The following is a 14,189-nucleotide window of genomic DNA, read 5'->3' on the forward strand; positions in this document are numbered from 1 at the left end:
GCCCGGTCCCACAGGTAGAGCGTCTGCCGTGGGTGGTGCTATCAGCGCTGGGCCAGCAGCGACTGGCCGCGGATAACGGCGGCGCGGACCTGGGCCGGCGCGGTGCCGCCGATGTGGTCACGGGCGTTCACCGAGCCTTCCAGGGTCAGTACTTCGAAGACGTCCTGGTCGATCTGGTCGCTGAAGCGGCGCAGTTCTTCCAGGCTCATCTCGGCCAGGTCCTTGCCACTGTCGACACCGTATTTCACCGCATGGCCGACGATTTCGTGGCAGTCGCGGAACGGCAGGCCACGGCGCACCAGGTAATCGGCCAGGTCTGTCGCGGTGGAGAAACCGCGCAGTGCCGCTTCGCGCATGATGGCGTGCTTGGGCTTGATGGCCGGGATCATGTCGGCGAAGGCGCGCAGCGAGTCGCGCAGGGTATCGGCGGCGTCGAACAGTGGTTCCTTGTCTTCCTGGTTGTCCTTGTTGTAGGCCAGGGGCTGGCCTTTCATCAGGGTCAACAGGCCCATCAGGGCGCCAAACACGCGGCCGCTCTTGCCACGAACCAGTTCCGGCACGTCAGGGTTTTTCTTTTGCGGCATGATCGAGCTGCCGGTGCAGAAACGGTCTGGCAGGTCGATGAACTGGAACTGGGCGCTGGTCCACAGCACCAGCTCCTCGGAGAAGCGCGACAGGTGCATCATCGCCACGCTGGCGGCAGCGCAGAATTCGATGGCGAAGTCACGGTCTGACACGCTGTCCAGCGAGTTGCCGCCCACGGCTTCGAAGCCCAGCAACTGGCAGGTCAGCTCGCGGTCGATCGGGTAGGTGGTACCGGCCAGCGCAGCACTGCCCAGCGGCATGCGGTTGGTGCGCTTGCGGCAGTCCACCAGGCGCTCGTAGTCGCGGCTGAGCATTTCGAACCAGGCCAGCAGGTGGTGGCCGAAGGTCACGGGCTGGGCAGTCTGCAGGTGGGTGAAGCCGGGCATGATGGTCTCGGCTTCGCGCTCGGCCTGCTCCAGCAAGCCTTTCTGCAGGCGAGTGATCTCGCCCAGGATCAGGTCGATCTCGTCACGCAGCCACAGGCGGATGTCAGTGGCCACCTGGTCATTGCGGCTGCGGCCGGTATGCAGCTTCTTGCCGGTGACGCCGATGCGGTCGGTCAGGCGTGCTTCGATGTTCATGTGCACGTCTTCCAGGTCCACGCGCCACTCGAAAGTGCCGGCTTCGATTTCGCCCTGGATGGTTTTCAGCCCGTCGACGATGCTGTCGCGCTCGGCATCGGTGAGCACGCCGACCTTGGCCAGCATGGTCGCGTGGGCGATCGAGCCCATGATGTCGTGACGGTAGAGTCGCTGGTCGAAGTTGACGGAGGCGGTGAAGCGGGCGACAAAGGCGTCGACGGGTTCACTGAAGCGGCCGCCCCAGGACTGGTTGGTCTTGTCAGTACTCATGAATTCGCTCGTTGAAGGCGTGAACGGGAAATTGCCTGCAATAATAACAGGGCTTCAATCCTGACGGGGGTTGAGTGCCCAGTGGAATGCGCATATGCCTACAGATGGACGCAACCCGGCACGCCGCGAGCGTGCGCAACAGGAATTTTTCCTACCGGTGCTGTGCGAAGCCCAGGCGCTGCTGGTGCTGGTGATGCTCGCCGAACTGCTGGTGATGGTATTGGTATTGGCCGAGCCCATGGCCGCCGGCTTCGACTGGTCGCGGTTGGCGCTCACCTCGCTGTTCGTGCAGTGGATAGTGTTGCTCTCGGCGGCCGTGCTGTGCGGGTTGCGGCCCTGGCTGGCAGGCCTGAACCCTGGCGTGGCCGGCGGGTTGTGCTGTGCCCTGGTGGTTGCCCTGACCGTGGCCGCCACCGGGCTGACCGACTCTTTGCGGTTGGCCGGTTACCCCTCGGACATTTCCTTCGCCAGTTTCAATCGTTACCTGCGCCATGGGCTGATTGCGCTGATCATCTCGGCGTTGTTGTTGCGCTACTTTTACTTGCAGAGCCAGTGGCGCATCCAGCAACGCGCAGAACTGCAAGCACGCCTGGAAGCCTTGCAGGCCCGTATCAAGCCGCACTTTCTGTTCAACACCCTCAACAGCATCGCCAGCCTCGTGGCAGTGGATGCGGTGCGGGCCGAACAGGCGGTTCTGGACCTGTCCGACCTGTTTCGCGCCAGCCTGGGGAAGGCTGGCACCCTGGTGACCTGGGGGGAGGAACTGGCATTGTCGAAACGATATTTACGGATTGAGCAATATCGTCTTGGCGAGCGTCTACAGTTGGACTGGAGGATCAACGCAATTCCCGATGACTTGCCGATTCCGCAGCTAACCTTACAACCGTTACTGGAAAACGCTCTGGTTCACGGCGTGGCCCCTCGCATAGACGGGGGTGTGATCCGGGTAGAAGCTGACTATAAAGGGGGAGAGTTCATATTGTGTGTAAGCAATCCCTACGACGAAACTGCCTGCGGGCAGGTTTCGAGCGGTACTCACCAGGCACTGTCGAATATTGGTGCTCGACTTGCGGCACTTTTTGGCCCGCGCGCGAGTCTGAGCGTGGATCGCCGTGACGGTCGTCACTTCACCTGTCTACGCTATCCTTGTGCGAGACTCACGCAGGAATCCAGTGCAATATGAATGTCCTGATCGTTGATGACGAACCCCTAGCCCGCGAGCGCTTGAGCCGACTGGTCAGCGATCTCGAGGGATACAGTGTCCTGGAGCCCAGCGCCACCAATGGCGAAGAGGCCCTGACCCTGATCGACAGCCTCAAGCCGGATGTGGTCTTGCTCGACATCCGCATGCCCGGCCTTGACGGACTGCAGGTTGCAGCCAAGCTGTGCGAGCGCGAAGCGCCGCCGGCGGTTGTGTTTTGTACAGCCCATGACGAGTTTGCCCTTGAGGCGTTCCAGACCAGTGCCCTGGGCTACCTGGTCAAGCCGGTGCGCCCCGAGCACCTGCTCGAAGCGTTGAGAAAGGCCGAGCGCCCCAACCGCGCGCAACTGGCCGCCCTGACCCGCCCGGCCGCCGAAAGCGGCAGTGGCCCGCGCACCCATATCAGTGCCCGCACGCGCAAAGGCATCGAGCTGATTCCGCTGGATCAGGTCATCTACTTCATCGCCGACCACAAGTACGTGACCTTGCGCCACGAGGGCGGCGAGGTGCTCCTGGACGAGCCCCTGAAGGCCCTGGAGGACGAGTTCGGTGACCGCTTCGTGCGTATCCACCGCAATGCCCTGGTCGCCCGAGACCGTATCGAGCGCCTGCAGCGCACGCCGCTGGGGCATTTCCAGTTGTTCCTCAAGGGGCTCAACGGTGATGCGCTGATCGTCAGCCGCCGCCATGTGGCCGGTGTGCGCAAGATGATGCAACAGTTGTGAGGCGCGCCGGGGAGGGCTTGCCCGCTCCGAGCGCCATGCTGTTCCCGGGATGCTGGTATGATCGGCCTATCTACCCAGCACGGATTGATTCATGCCTACTCGCGAGATCCGCATCGCCACCCGTAAAAGCGCCCTGGCCCTGTGGCAGGCCGAGTACGTCAAGGCGCGCCTGGAAGAGGCGCACCCCGGCCTGGTCGTGACCCTGGTGCCCATGGTCAGCCGCGGCGACAAGCTGCTCGACTCGCCCCTGTCGAAAATTGGCGGCAAGGGCCTGTTCGTCAAGGAGCTGGAGAACGCCCTGCTCGACAACCAGGCCGATATTGCCGTGCACTCCATGAAGGACGTGCCCATGGACTTCCCCGAGGGCCTGGGCCTGTTCTGCATCTGCGAGCGTGAAGACCCGCGTGATGCCTTCGTTTCCAACAGCCACGCCAGCCTGGCGGCATTGCCTGCCGGCAGCGTCGTGGGCACCTCCAGCCTGCGTCGCCAGACCCAGCTGCTGGCGCGGCGCCCCGACCTGCAGATCCGTTTCCTGCGTGGCAACGTCAACACCCGCCTGGCCAAGCTGGACGCAGGTGAGTACGACGCCATCATCCTGGCAGCCGCGGGCCTTATCCGCCTGGGCTTCAAGGATCGCATCACCGACAGCATCAGCATCGAAGACAGCCTGCCAGCGGGTGGGCAAGGTGCCGTGGGCATCGAATGCCGCACCGCCGACAGTGAGATCCATGCCCTCCTTGCGCCGCTGCACCACCATGACACTGCCGCGCGGGTCACTGCCGAGCGTGCCTTGAACAAGCACCTCAACGGCGGCTGCCAGGTGCCGATCGCCTGCTACGCCGTGCTGGAGGGCGAGCAGCTCTGGCTGCGCGGGCTGGTAGGCGAACCCGATGGCGGGCGCCTGCTCAGTGCCCAGGCTCGCGCACCCCGTGCCGATGCCGAGCGCCTGGGAGTCGAGGTCGCCGAAGCCCTGTTGCATCAGGGGGCCGATCAGATCCTCAAGGCGGTATACGGCGAGGAAGGCCATCCGTGACGGCCTGGCGCCTGCTGTTGACCCGCCCGGCCGAGGAATCGGCCGCGGTGGCGCAAGAGCTCGCCGCCGCTGGCCTACATAGCGCCAGCCTGCCGTTGCTGGACATCCAGCCGTTACCCATCAGCGAAACAATGCGCGCCCAGGTGCTGAACCTGGCGCAATACTGCGCGGTGATCGTGGTGAGCAAGCCCGCGGCACGGCTTGGCCTGGACCTGATCGACCAGTACTGGCCGCAACCGCCCATGCAAAGCTGGTTCAGCGTGGGCGCCGCTACTGCGGCGATTCTCGATGACTACGGCCTGCGCGTGCATTTCCCGCCCCAGGGTGACGACAGCGAAGCCCTGCTGGCCCTGCCGGCATTGGCCGAAGCATTGGCCCAACCTTACCCCAAAGTGCTCATCCTGCGTGGTGAGGGCGGGCGTGAGCGCTTGGCCGAGCACTTGCGCGACCAGGGTGCTACTGTCGATTATCTGCAACTCTACCGCCGTTGCCTGCCGCACTACCCGCCGCAGGCGTTACACCAGCTGGTCACGGCGGAACGCCTGAACGCGCTGGTGGTCAGCAGTGGGCAGGGTTTCGAGCATTTGCAACAGTTGGCCGGTGAACACTGGCCCCAATTGGCCGGGTTGCCGTTGTTCGTGCCCAGCCCGCGAGTTGCCGCCCAGGCCCAGGCCGCCGGCGCTCGCCATGTAGTGGATTGCCGTGGTGCGAGCACCGCGGCCTTGCTGGCGGCCCTGCGTGAACACCGCCTACCCGGGTGAAACCTGCCCAATGCAAAGGATGGATACGTGAGCGAAACAGTCTTGCCCCAAGATGATGTGCAGTCGACGCCCGAGGCGGCTGTCCTCCCTGCGCCAAAGAAGTCCGGCCGCGGTGCCGCCGGTATCGCGGTCGTGGCACTGCTGCTGGGCGCCGCGGGCGTCGCGGTTGGCGGCTGGAGCGCCTGGCAATTGCGCCAGCTGCAGGCCGGCCACCAGGCGCAATCCGGGCAATTGCAGGCGCTGGACAACCAGGCCCAGGCCTTGAGCCAGGGCGAACAGGCCTTGACGACGCGCCTGGGTACGCTGCCCAGCGCGGATGAACTGGAAGAGCGCCGTCGCCTGGTGGCCCAGCTGCAGGGTGACCAGCAGCGCCTGAGCCAGCGCCTGGAAAGCGTGCTGGGTGCCAGTCGCAAGGATTGGCGCCTGGCAGAGGCCGAGCACTTGCTGCGCCTGGCCAGCCTGCGCCTGTCGGCCTTGCAGGACATTGTCAGTGCCAAGGCACTTGTGCAGGGGGCCGATGAAATCCTGCGTGAGCAGGACGATCCGTCTGCCTTTGCGGCGCGCGAGCAACTGGCCAAGTCCATGGCCTCTCTGAACAGCGTCGAGCAGCCAGACCGTACCGGGCTATTCCTGCAGTTGGGCGCCTTGCGTGACCAGACCGTGGGGTTGTCGGCGCTGGCGCCGGAGTTCCAGGCTCAGGGCGACGCCGAACGCGTGCGCCTGGCTGATGATGGCGACCGCTGGGAACAGTGGTGGGCGAAGATTTCCAGTTACTTTCGCGTCGACTTCCGCCCTGACGAAAACATTCGTCCCCTGCTGGCTGGCCAGAGCCTGAACCAGGTACGCCTGGCCTTGAGCCTGGCGCTGGAACAGGCCCAATGGGCGGCACTCAATGGCGAGCCAAAGGTCTTCGGCCAGGCCCTGGATGAAGCCCGCAGCATTCTGCTGGCCAGCTTCAACCAGGACAACACCGAAAGCCGCTCCATGCTGGCGCGCATCGACGAATTGAAAGGCCAGCCGGTGTCAGTGGTCACCCCGGACCTCAACAGTAGCCTGGAGGCGGTGCAGAATTACCTGGAACACCGGCACATGCCCGCCGAAGCATTGATGACCCAGCCGGGGGCTCAGCCTAAACAGGAGGCGCGCCCATGAAGCGCGTCTACGTCATTCTCTTTCTGGCCGTTGCCATTGCTGTGGGCCTGGGCCTGGGGATAGCCAAGCACCCGGGCTATGTGCTGATCGATTACCCACACGTGTTCCGCTACGAGTCGGGGTTGTGGTCGACACTGGCAGCGCTGGTAGCCATCGTACTGGTGGTGTTTGTGGTCTGGGTGTTGCTGCACCTGGTATTGACCTCTGCGGGGGTGGTCAACCCCTGGTCGGGCCGTAACCGCGAGCGTCGTGTGCAGATCGCCGTGGAGCAGGGCCAGCTAGACCTGGCCGAGGGCCGCTGGGCCAGTGCCCAGCGCAACCTGCACCGGGCGGCTGAAGGCGAACGTCAGCCCCTGCTGTACTACTTGGGCGCGGCCAAGGCAGCCAACGAACTGGGCCGCCATGAAGACAGCGATAACCTGCTGGAACGCGCGCTGGAACGCCAACCCCAGGCCGAGCTGGCCGTGGCATTGACCCACGCGCAGCTGCAAGTGGACCGTGGCAACGCCGAGGGTGCCCGGGCCACCCTGGAAGCCATGCGCGAGCGTCACCCGGGCAACGTTCAGGTACTGCGTCAATTGCAGCACCTGCACCAGCAACGGGGTGACTGGTCGGCGCTGATCCACCTGTTGCCCGAGTTGCGCAAGAGCAAGGCAGTGACGGCAGCTGAACTGACTGAGCTGGAACATCGGGCCTGGGGTGAAAACCTCACGCTGGTGTCGACCCGCGAAGAAGGCGAGGCGGCCCTGGAGGCCTTGAAACGCGCCTGGGAACAACTCAGTGCCGGGCAGCGGCAAGAACCTGCGCTGGTGTTGGCCTATGCCGATCAACTGCGCCAGCTGGGTGCCCAGGCCGAGGCCGAGTCAACCCTGCGCGCCGCGCTCAAGCGTGGTTATGACAGCCACCTGGCTCGCCTGTATGGCCTGGTGGTGGGCAGCGATCCGGCCAAGCAACTGCACACAGCCGAAGGCTGGCTGAAAGAGCATGCCGATGATTCGAGCCTGCTGTTGACCCTGGGCCGCCTCAGCCTGCAGAACAGCCTGTGGGGCAAGGCGCGTGACTATCTGGAAAACAGCCTGCGCCTGCAGCGTAATCCGGAAGCCTGCGCGGAGCTGGCGCGGCTGCTGGCGCGGTTGGGTGAAACCGAACGCAGTAACCAGCTGTTCCAGGAGGGGTTGGGCCTGCTCGACGAACGCCTGCTGGCGCTGCCCCTGCCAGAGCCTGCCCGTGCCTGACAAGCATCCCCCGATCCTGTAGAAGCTGGCTTGCCAGCGAGCTTATTTGCAACGCCAAACAGCTCGCTGGCAAGCCGCTTCCTACTAGGTTCGCAAAGTCCTACAGAGACTTCTCCAACGTCTTCCTCAGCTTGTCGGATTACCCTTACACGATCCCCGGAAATGCCTCTCGGGCAACCGGTTGATAGCCTTTGCGCCTTTCCTCTAACGTAGTTTTCCACCTACTGCGTTACTGGATTTGTCATGGTATTGGCTAGCTCGCGCTCCTTGTTTTTGCTGGGTTTTGTTCTGTCCACCGTCATGCTGGGGACGGCGTACTACCTTGAATGGCAGGTCGGTTTGATCCCGTGCTCCCTCAGCCAGGTGCAGCGGCTGTGCGTTGCGTGTTTCGGCATTTCCAGCCTGGTTGCTTTCGTCCACGCCGTGTCACGGCGCGGTGCGCGCCTGTATCTGGCAGGCCACACGCTGCTGCTGTGCATGGGGTTGGCAGCCTCGCTGCGTCACCTATGGGTACAAGCCAATGGCGAGCAACCCAAGGTGGTTTGCCAGCCGGGGCTCGACTATCTCTTTGCCTCGCTACCCTGGCATGACGTGCTCAAAACCTTGTTGCTGGGCACCCCGGAATGCGCCCGCGTCAATTGGACGCTACTGGATCTCAGCGTTCCAGAGTTGAGCCTGTTGGCATTGGCGGGGCTGGCACTGGTGACGGTGCTGGGCTGGCTGCAAGCGCTGCGTTGAGCGCTGGAGTAGCCTTGAGCTGCGGTTTTGGCTCCAGCCTGCGGGGGCCATGCAGTACCGGAGCGTATGAAACGCTTGTATGAACTTTATCGCCGAGGCACCTTGAAGCTACAGGCGCGCGGGCATAATCTCCCAGCACGCACCATAGAAAACAGCTGCTTTGATTGCTGCGCTTTTGCGAACGGTTCCTCTTCCACGTTGTCTGGAAATGGGCCGATGGCGGCATGACCCAAAAGGGAAGAAAAGACCATGTTGGAAAGTTGTCAGAATGCTCAGGAACGCTGGGGTGGGGTGCACAAGCTGATTGATCGCTGGCTGCAGGAGCGTCAGAAGCTGGTGGAAGCGTTCGATACGTTAGGCGAGACGCCGGAGGCGCTGGCCGGTAACCGCAAGAAGCTCAAGGAGTTCTGCGGCGTGCTGGTCGACTACGTGTCGGCGGGGCATTTCGAAATCTATGAGCAATTGATCGCCGAGGCCAAGGCGTTCGATGACGAGCGCGGTCTGGAGCTTGCCGATACCCTCTTTCCGCGCATCGACCTGATCACCCGGTTTGCGCTGGACTTCAACGATCATTGCGACAAGGGCGATTGCTCCTCCGCGCCGGACCTGATCAGCAAACTCAAGGAGCTGGGTTCAAGGCTGCACGAGCGTTTCGAGCTGGAAGACTGCCTGATCGAAGTGCTGCACAACGCGCACAAGGAAGAAGCCGCGGTCCAGGCCTGAGATCAGGCGCCCACGTCCAGCAGGCTGATTTCGAACACCAGAGGGGTATAGGGCGCGATCAGGTCGCCCGCGCCGTCGGCTCCGTAAGCTTGGTCCGACGGTATCACCACTCGCCACTTCGCACCCTTGGGCATCTGCTGCAAGGCGCTGCGCCATCCGCTGATCACGCTGTCGAGCCGGAACCACTGGGGTTGCTGGTTCTGATCGAACACCGTGCCGTCCGGCAGCATTCCCACGTAGGTCACCTGCACCCGGCCATCGGCCGTGGGGTGTGGCCCGTTACCGGATGCCAACTCACTCATCAGAATGCCATCGGCAAGTTCATGGACGCCGGCCTTGGCGCGCTCGGCAGCCATGAAGCGTTGCTCAGCCATCATCGCTTTTTCCGTGGGGGAGGGCGCCGGCGCTTCATTGGCCTGGGCATCGCGCTCGCGCAGAATCTGTTCGATACGTTCGGGGGGCAGGGCCAGGGGCTTGTTTTCATAAGACTGTTGCAGGCCCTCGACCAGCGCCTGTATGTCTACCCCGGGCGCTTCTTCACGCAAGCGCTCGCCCAGGCTGGCGCCAAGGCTGTAGCCCAGGTCGTGGGGGCTGGTGGCAGCAACGGGCTCGGCGGCATATGCGGCGGTAATCAGCAGCCATGGCGAAAAAAGCAGGTAACGCGACATGGAGAATATCCCTGTTCGAAGGCGGGCAATTATGCCAGTCTCGCAAGTTGCCAGGCGAAGAGTTTTGCGCCCGATGACGGCAGACTTTCACACAACTTCTACACTTGTTTTCGAACGGCCCTAACAACAACTTTGCCCAGGCATGAAACGTGGCTCGATCGGCACTGTCAACAATGTCTAGCGGTGACACTTGCACAGGTCTAGTATGAGCCGCAATCACGTCAGCCAGGAGGTAACCCATGTCGGCTAACAAGAAGCCAGTCAATACCCCGTTGCACTTGCTCCAACAGCTTTCGAGCAGCCTGCTCGAACATTTGGAAGGCGCCTGCTCCCAGGCCCTGGCTGATGCTGAGAAACTACTCGCCAAGTTGGAAAAGCAGCGCGGAAAGGCTCAGGAAAAACTGCACAAGTCGCGTAGCAAACTTCAGGATGCTGCCAGCGCTGGCAAAGCCAAGGCGCAGGCCAAGGCAAAAGCGGCTGGTGAAGAACTTGAAGCACTGCTCGATGCGCTGAAAGAGCGTCAGGCTGAAACACGCCACTACATCGTGCAACTCAAGCGTGACGCCCAGGAAAGTTTGAAGTTGGCGCAGGGTGTGGGGCGTGTGCATGAAGCGGCCAGCAAGGCGCTGAGTTCGCGTTCGGCCAAGCCTGCGGCCGCACCCGCGGCGAAGAAGGCGCCGGCGCGCGCTGCCAGCAAAGCCTCGGCGGCCAAGGCTACTGCGGCCAAGCCAACCGCCAAGCCTGCCGCTGCAGCCAAGCCTGCGACCAGAGCTGCTGCTGCAAAACCGGCAACCAAATCGGCAGCGGCCAAACCTGCTGCCAAGCCAGCGGCAGCGAAACCCGCCGCCAAGGCTGCTGCAAAACCGGTTGCTGCCAAACCGGCCGCCAAGCCTGCGGCTGCCAAAGCGCCGGCCAAAACCGCTGCCAAGGCGGCCCCGGCCAAGGCCGCTGCAGCGAAGCCAGCTGCCGCCGCGAAGCCTGCGGCTGCGAAACCCGCCCCGGCAAAAGCGGCTCCAACTGCGAAGCCGGTGGCCAGCAAAGCCGCGGCCAAGCCTGCGACCCGCTCGGCAACCCGCCCTGCCGCGAAAAAGGCTCCTGTGCCAGCCGCCAAGCCAGCCGCTGCGCCAGCCTCGGCAAGCACCAGCGCTTCGGCACCTGCCGTGCCTACCCCGGCTTCCACGCCGTCGAGCCCGGCCAACAGCAGCGCGCCAGCGCCAAGCGCCTCTTAATCGGCGAGACTCGCGGCGTGCAGCTTTTGCAGCGCGCCGCGTTGTTTTTCCCGAGCAGCGGGCGGTGCGATACCGTCCAGCCAGGCACCCATGTCATCGGCGCCTTCGGCCTGCCAATCCTGGGCAATCCACTCGATTCTCTGCAACAACTGCCTTTCGGCTTCCAGCTCCAATGCCTTGACCTGGTCGCGTAGCGCGTCCAGTTCCGGGTCGTGGGCGGCTGCCTCGCGCCAGCTCTGGCGCAAGTGGCGCAAGGGGCGTATCACCTCGTCGTGCCAAGGCTCGCCCAGGTCGCGCAAGCGTGCCAGGCGGTCGCCGTTGCAGGCCACGCCCAATTGCCCCAGCCAGGCGGCGCCCAGCAGCAGGCACACGTTGGCACCTTCGGCCTGCAACTCAAGGCAGGCTTGCTCAATGCCAAGGCGAGTGTAAATATCCAGCGAAAAGCTCCACAGGTCAGAGTGCATAGTCCTTCTCGCGCCAGTTGTCGTCGAAGCTGGTAGACTCCGCCGCCATTATGATTCGACTTCAAAGCCTTACTTTACAGCGTGGCCCGCAGCGTCTGCTAGAAGACGCCGAGCTGACCCTGCACGCCGGTCAGAAAGCCGGCCTCATCGGTGCCAACGGCGCCGGCAAATCCACCCTGTTCGCCTTGCTGCGCGGCGAGCTCGTGCCCGATTCCGGTGACTGCCAGTTGCCGGCTGATTGGCGTATAGCTCACATGCGTCAGGAAGTCGATACACTCGAGAGAATAGCCGTAGACTACGTTCTCGACGGGGATTTGCGCTTGCGCGAGGTTCAGCAGCAGCTGGCCGCCGCGGAAGCGGCCCATGACGGCGCCGCGCTTGCCCGCCTGCATGCCGAGCTCGACAGCGCCGACGGTTACACCGCCGACGCGCGGGCGCGCAAGTTGCTGGCCGGATTGGGCTTCACCAACGAGCAGATGGACCGCCAGGTCGGCAGTTTCTCCGGTGGCTGGCGCATGCGCCTGAACCTGGCCCAGGCCTTGATGTGCCCCTCTGACCTGCTGCTGCTCGACGAGCCGACCAACCACCTGGACCTGGACGCCATCCTGTGGCTGGAAGAGTGGCTCAAGAGCTACCCCGGCACCTTGATGCTGATTTCCCACGACCGGGACTTCCTCGATGCCGTGGTCGACCACGTGGCTCATGTCGAACAATGCAAGCTGACCCTGTACCGCGGCGGCTATACGGCGTTCGAGCGGGCCCGTGCCGAACGCCTGGCCCAGCAGCAGCAAGCCTACGAGAAACAGCAGGCCCAGCGCGCGCACATGGAAAAGTACATTGCGCGCTTCAAGGCCCAGGCCACCAAGGCCCGCCAGGCGCAAAGCCGGATCAAGGCACTGGAACGGATGGAAGAATTGTCCGCCGCCCACGTGGATTCGCCGTTCGACTTCGTGTTCCGCGAGTCCCACAAGATCTCGAGCCCGTTGCTGGACCTGTCCGAAGGCCGCCTTGGCTATGGTGACAAGGTGGTGCTGGAGAAGGTCAAGCTGCAACTCACCCCGGGCGCGCGCATCGGCCTGCTGGGCCCCAACGGCGCGGGCAAGTCGACCCTGATCAAGAACCTGGCCGGCGAGCTGTCGCCCATCGGTGGACGCCTGGTGCGCGGCGAAAACCTCACTGTGGGGTATTTCGCCCAGCACCAGCTGGACTCGCTGGACAGCAAGGCCAGCCCGTTGCTGCACCTGCAACGCCTGGCACCTACCGAGCGCGAACAGACCCTGCGTGACTTCCTCGGTGGTTTCGACTTCCGTGGCGGGCGTATCGACGAGCCAGTGCTGAATTTCTCCGGCGGTGAAAAAGCTCGCCTGGCGCTGGCGCTGATCGCCTGGGAACGCCCGAACCTGCTGTTGCTCGACGAACCGACCAACCACCTGGACCTGGAAATGCGCCTGGCGCTGACCATGGCCCTGCAAGAGTTCAGCGGCGCGGTACTGGTGGTTTCCCACGACCGGCACCTGCTCAAGAGCACCACCGACGACTTCCTGCTGGTGGCCGATGGCAAGGTCGAGGCCTTTGACGGCGACCTGGATGACTACACCCGTTGGCTGGCGGACTACCGTCAGCGCAACGCGCCGGTCAGCAATACCCCGGTCAACGCCGACAAGACCGACAAGAAAGCCCAGCGCCAGGCCGCGGCTGCCCTGCGCCAGCAGCTGGCCCCGCACAAGCGCGAGGCCGACAAGCTGGAAGCCGAGCTGGGCAAGCTTCATGAACAGTTGGCCAAGGTCGAGGCTGCATTGGGTGATAGCGGCATTTACGAAGCGGGTCGCAAGGACGAGCTGCGCGATCAGCTGGCCCAGCAGGCCAAGCTGAAAGTGCGTGAAGCCGAGCTTGAAGAAGCCTGGATGATGGCGCTTGAAACCCTGGAAACGATGCAGGCGGAGCTTGAGGCGTTGTCCTGACCTGGTAGGGCCGGGCGAAGCCCGGGAAAGCAGCACCGCGGTGTATCCTTAAACTACGCCGCCCGCTTCCCGAGCTTCGCCCGGTCCCACAGGCGCATATTTGCGTAGCCATTTCCTTCGGCAAGCAGTAGGTTTACCGATCTACCGATTTTGTTACGAGGTGCGTCATGGCGCTGCAAACCTGGCTGGCATTCCTTGCCGCTTGCTGGATCATCAGTCTTTCCCCTGGCGCTGGCGCCATTGCTTCAATGTCCTGCGGCCTGCAGTACGGGTTCGCACGTGGCTACTGGAATGCGCTGGGCCTGCAACTGGGCCTTATCCTGCAGATCGCAATCATTGCCGCCGGCCTCGGTGCGGTGCTGGCGACCTCCGCCACCGCCTTTACCCTGATCAAATGGTTTGGCGTGTTCTACCTCGTCTACCTGGCGATCAAGCAGTGGCGTGCACTGCCCATGGACATGGCTGCCGATTCGGCCGTGCGCCCTATCGGCAAGCCGCTGAGCCTGGTGTTTCGCGGCTTTCTGGTCAACGTCAGCAACCCCAAGGCGCTGGTGTTCATGTTGGCGGTGCTGCCGCAGTTCATCGACCCTCACGCACCGCTGACGGTGCAGTACGTCACCATCGCGGTAACCATGGTCGCGGTCGATCTGCTGGTCATGGCGGGGTACACCGGTCTGGCGGCCAAAGTGCTGCGCCTGCTGCGCACGCCGAAGCAGCAACAGCGGGTGAACCGTACATTCGCGGGCCTGTTCATCGCCGCGGCGACGCTGCTGGCAACGTTGCGCCGCGCCCCTGTCTGACCCCTGGATTCTTTCGGCTCCATAAAAAAACCCACCTGATGGTGGGTTTTTTCATCGCGGGGC

General features: G+C 63.6%; 14 protein-coding genes. 11 read left to right on the forward strand and 3 right to left on the reverse strand.

Features of this window, described 5'->3' with window-relative positions; genetic code table 11:
* Window positions 1-41: 41 nt before the first annotated feature.
* A complete protein-coding gene (gene argH, locus QBK88_RS09265; RefSeq protein ID WP_277961833.1) occupies window positions 42-1,436 on the reverse strand; it encodes an argininosuccinate lyase in 1,395 nt (464 codons plus the stop codon).
* 94 nt (window positions 1,437-1,530) lie between these two features.
* Here argH and QBK88_RS09270 point away from each other — a divergent pair, with 94 nt between their 5' ends.
* The 8 genes from QBK88_RS09270 to rsd all read left to right on the forward strand — a co-directional run bounded on the left by QBK88_RS09270 (window position 1,531) and on the right by rsd (window position 9,004).
* On the forward strand, window positions 1,531-2,619 hold the full coding sequence (locus QBK88_RS09270) for a sensor histidine kinase (RefSeq protein ID WP_277961956.1): 1,089 nt from the start codon (window positions 1,531-1,533) through the stop codon (window positions 2,617-2,619).
* The gene (locus tag QBK88_RS09275; RefSeq protein WP_268146370.1) at window positions 2,616-3,362 is read left to right on the forward strand and encodes a LytR/AlgR family response regulator transcription factor; all 747 of its coding nucleotides are present in this window, start codon (window positions 2,616-2,618) and stop codon (window positions 3,360-3,362) included. Before QBK88_RS09270 ends, QBK88_RS09275 begins: the two co-directional genes overlap by 4 nt.
* Before the next feature lie 91 nt (window positions 3,363-3,453).
* Window positions 3,454-4,395 carry a hydroxymethylbilane synthase gene (hemC, locus tag QBK88_RS09280; RefSeq protein WP_277961834.1) on the forward strand — a complete coding sequence of 314 codons (942 nt, stop codon included), beginning with the start codon at window positions 3,454-3,456 and terminating at the stop codon, window positions 4,393-4,395.
* Window positions 4,392-5,156, forward strand: coding sequence for a uroporphyrinogen-III synthase (locus QBK88_RS09285; RefSeq protein WP_277961835.1), 765 nt, complete (start codon window positions 4,392-4,394; stop codon window positions 5,154-5,156). The genes hemC and QBK88_RS09285 overlap by 4 nt, the downstream gene beginning before the upstream one ends.
* A gap of 27 nt (window positions 5,157-5,183) precedes the next feature.
* Window positions 5,184-6,308 carry a uroporphyrinogen-III C-methyltransferase gene (locus QBK88_RS09290; protein ID WP_277961836.1) on the forward strand — a complete coding sequence of 375 codons (1,125 nt, stop codon included), beginning with the start codon at window positions 5,184-5,186 and terminating at the stop codon, window positions 6,306-6,308.
* On the forward strand, window positions 6,305-7,543 hold the full coding sequence (locus QBK88_RS09295) for a heme biosynthesis HemY N-terminal domain-containing protein (protein WP_277961837.1): 1,239 nt from the start codon (window positions 6,305-6,307) through the stop codon (window positions 7,541-7,543). The genes QBK88_RS09290 and QBK88_RS09295 overlap by 4 nt, the downstream gene beginning before the upstream one ends.
* 243 nt (window positions 7,544-7,786) lie before the next feature.
* Entirely contained in the window at window positions 7,787-8,281 is a 495-nt protein-coding gene (locus QBK88_RS09300) for a disulfide bond formation protein B (protein ID WP_277961838.1), read from the forward strand.
* A 249-nt stretch (window positions 8,282-8,530) separates the two neighbouring features.
* Window positions 8,531-9,004: a sigma D regulator gene (gene rsd, locus QBK88_RS09305; protein WP_277961839.1), complete on the forward strand. Its 474-nt coding sequence runs from the start codon at window positions 8,531-8,533 to the stop codon at window positions 9,002-9,004.
* A gap of 2 nt (window positions 9,005-9,006) precedes the next feature.
* Here the strand turns inward: rsd and QBK88_RS09310 are convergent, their stop codons facing one another.
* Window positions 9,007-9,672 (reverse strand): FKBP-type peptidyl-prolyl cis-trans isomerase, encoded by a 666-nt coding sequence (locus QBK88_RS09310; RefSeq protein ID WP_277961840.1) that lies wholly within the window; start codon window positions 9,670-9,672, stop codon window positions 9,007-9,009.
* Window positions 9,673-9,911: 239 nt separating this feature from the next.
* Here QBK88_RS09310 and QBK88_RS09315 point away from each other — a divergent pair, with 239 nt between their 5' ends.
* A complete protein-coding gene (locus tag QBK88_RS09315; protein WP_277961841.1) occupies window positions 9,912-10,901 on the forward strand; it encodes an AlgP family protein in 990 nt (329 codons plus the stop codon).
* Here QBK88_RS09315 and QBK88_RS09320 read toward each other — a convergent pair.
* Window positions 10,898-11,365: a TIGR02444 family protein gene (locus QBK88_RS09320; RefSeq protein ID WP_277961842.1), complete on the reverse strand. Its 468-nt coding sequence runs from the start codon at window positions 11,363-11,365 to the stop codon at window positions 10,898-10,900. The two genes, QBK88_RS09315 and QBK88_RS09320, sit on opposite strands and share 4 nt — an antisense overlap.
* A gap of 50 nt (window positions 11,366-11,415) precedes the next feature.
* On the opposite strand from QBK88_RS09320, the gene QBK88_RS09325 reads away from it, so the two are divergent.
* Window positions 11,416-13,326 (forward strand): ATP-binding cassette domain-containing protein, encoded by a 1,911-nt coding sequence (locus tag QBK88_RS09325; RefSeq protein ID WP_277961843.1) that lies wholly within the window; start codon window positions 11,416-11,418, stop codon window positions 13,324-13,326.
* 167 nt (window positions 13,327-13,493) lie between these two features.
* Window positions 13,494-14,126, forward strand: a complete 633-nt coding sequence (locus tag QBK88_RS09330) for a LysE family transporter (protein ID WP_277961844.1) — start codon at window positions 13,494-13,496, stop codon at window positions 14,124-14,126.
* The last annotated feature ends 63 nt before the right edge of the window (window positions 14,127-14,189 follow it).

It is taken from the genome of Pseudomonas sp. RIT-To-2, assembly GCF_029623465.1.
GTDB lineage: Bacteria > Pseudomonadota > Gammaproteobacteria > Pseudomonadales > Pseudomonadaceae > Aquipseudomonas > Aquipseudomonas silvicola.

Bases quoted from the DNA above. Each gene is read 5' to 3' on its own strand.
- argH (WP_277961833.1), bottom strand. From the start codon at position 1,436: ATGAGTACTGACAAGACCAACCAGTCCTGGGGCGGCCGCTTCAGTGAA.
- QBK88_RS09270 (WP_277961956.1), top strand. From the start codon at position 1,531: ATGCCTACAGATGGACGCAACCCGGCACGCCGCGAGCGTGCGCAACAG.
- QBK88_RS09275 (WP_268146370.1), top strand. From the start codon at position 2,616: ATGAATGTCCTGATCGTTGATGACGAACCCCTAGCCCGCGAGCGCTTG.
- hemC (WP_277961834.1), top strand. From the start codon at position 3,454: ATGCCTACTCGCGAGATCCGCATCGCCACCCGTAAAAGCGCCCTGGCC.
- QBK88_RS09295 (WP_277961837.1), top strand. From the start codon at position 6,305: ATGAAGCGCGTCTACGTCATTCTCTTTCTGGCCGTTGCCATTGCTGTG.
- QBK88_RS09300 (WP_277961838.1), top strand. From the start codon at position 7,787: ATGGTATTGGCTAGCTCGCGCTCCTTGTTTTTGCTGGGTTTTGTTCTG.
- rsd (WP_277961839.1), top strand. From the start codon at position 8,531: ATGTTGGAAAGTTGTCAGAATGCTCAGGAACGCTGGGGTGGGGTGCAC.
- QBK88_RS09310 (WP_277961840.1), bottom strand. From the start codon at position 9,672: ATGTCGCGTTACCTGCTTTTTTCGCCATGGCTGCTGATTACCGCCGCA.
- QBK88_RS09315 (WP_277961841.1), top strand. From the start codon at position 9,912: ATGTCGGCTAACAAGAAGCCAGTCAATACCCCGTTGCACTTGCTCCAA.
- QBK88_RS09320 (WP_277961842.1), bottom strand. From the start codon at position 11,365: ATGCACTCTGACCTGTGGAGCTTTTCGCTGGATATTTACACTCGCCTT.
- QBK88_RS09325 (WP_277961843.1), top strand. From the start codon at position 11,416: ATGATTCGACTTCAAAGCCTTACTTTACAGCGTGGCCCGCAGCGTCTG.
- QBK88_RS09330 (WP_277961844.1), top strand. From the start codon at position 13,494: ATGGCGCTGCAAACCTGGCTGGCATTCCTTGCCGCTTGCTGGATCATC.